The sequence below is a fragment of the Endozoicomonas sp. ALC013 genome, from assembly GCF_049310205.1.
In the GTDB taxonomy this organism is placed as follows: domain Bacteria; phylum Pseudomonadota; class Gammaproteobacteria; order Pseudomonadales; family Endozoicomonadaceae; genus Endozoicomonas.
In genome coordinates this window covers 1-1181 of record NZ_JBLYNS010000398.1, presented here as the reverse complement: position 1 = coordinate 1181, position 1181 = coordinate 1, and the positions used below count along the sequence as shown (strand labels likewise).

Annotated in this window: 1 pseudogene; it reads left to right on the top strand. The window is 49.3% G+C overall.

The window, feature by feature from the left end:
* Positions 1–1155, top strand: a pseudogene (locus tag ACO6V1_RS24100) (hypothetical protein); the annotation flags it as partial.
* Positions 1156–1181: the final 26 nt, after the last annotated feature.

Below are 1181 nucleotides of genomic sequence, written 5' to 3'. Positions count from 1 at the left end.
GCTGGCCCTGTCCGGGTAAAGCGAACCCTGTATCGATCCGGCTCAGGAAGCAAATGTATAGTCCCCCTGGAACTCCAGGCAGGGATTGTTGAAGGGTTCTGGTTACCCAGGGCGGCGAAGCAAGCGGCGTGGATGGTGGCTCAGTTGCCACCAACCGAAGTTGCAAGCCTTCTTGAGTTACTGGGAAATATGAAACCGTCGGCCAGTACTTTGGCTCGTCTTCCTGCAAAACTCAGTGAACGGTGGGAACAGTATCTTGAACCTTTTGAGTATATTCTGGCAGACAACTTTCAGGTTCCAGCCAATGCTGTGACGGTAGCGGCCTCTCTTGATGGTGTAATGCTGCCTATGAAGGACGGAAAGCGTCAGGAAAAACGGGACAAGGGAGCAGCTGAAGGCAAGCGTACCAGAGGCCCTGCGGGTTGTCAGGAAGCCAGTTGTGGGACGCTGTCGTTTTATGATGATCTGGGTAATCGTCTATCCACCATAAGGATGGGGCGAATGCCCGAGAGCAAGAAGGAGACATTGAAACAGTCCATCAAAAATCACCTGAATAAGGTCCTTGAACAAAAGCCGGGTCTGACATTGGTGAAAGTCGCAGATGGAGCCAAAGACAACTGGACATATCTCTCCAGCGATTTACCTGAAGGTCATGAAATTATCGACTTTTACCATGCGGCAGAGCACCTGAAGAAAGCCTTTGATCTGTCGTACGGTGAAAATAGTCCAAAGGCTAAAGAGAAGTTCAAAACGTACCGGCATATTCTGAAAGAAGAAACTGGCGGAATTGATAAAGTCATCAAGGCCCTGGCTTACCAACACAAAAAACACCCGCGCCGATCCAAGCTTAAGACCGAACTGGAATACTTCAGAAAAAATAGCCTACGGATGAAGTACGTAGAGCATTTGTCAAAAAGTCTTCCCATCGGCTCCGGAGTGATTGAAGCAGCATGCAAAACACTGGTTACTCAGCGCATGAAATGTTCGGGAATGCGGTGGAGAAATCCGGGAGGCCAAGGGATTCTAACGCTCAGGTCTTTAATCCAGAGCGACTGGTTTGATAAGGGCTGGCGGCTTCTGTCGGTCACCTATCGAGCCAAGATCAGCGGTCATAACGGCAATGTCATCCCATTTCCTAATAAAGTAGATCCATAGTACTTGTCAGTATGAGACTTTCACCC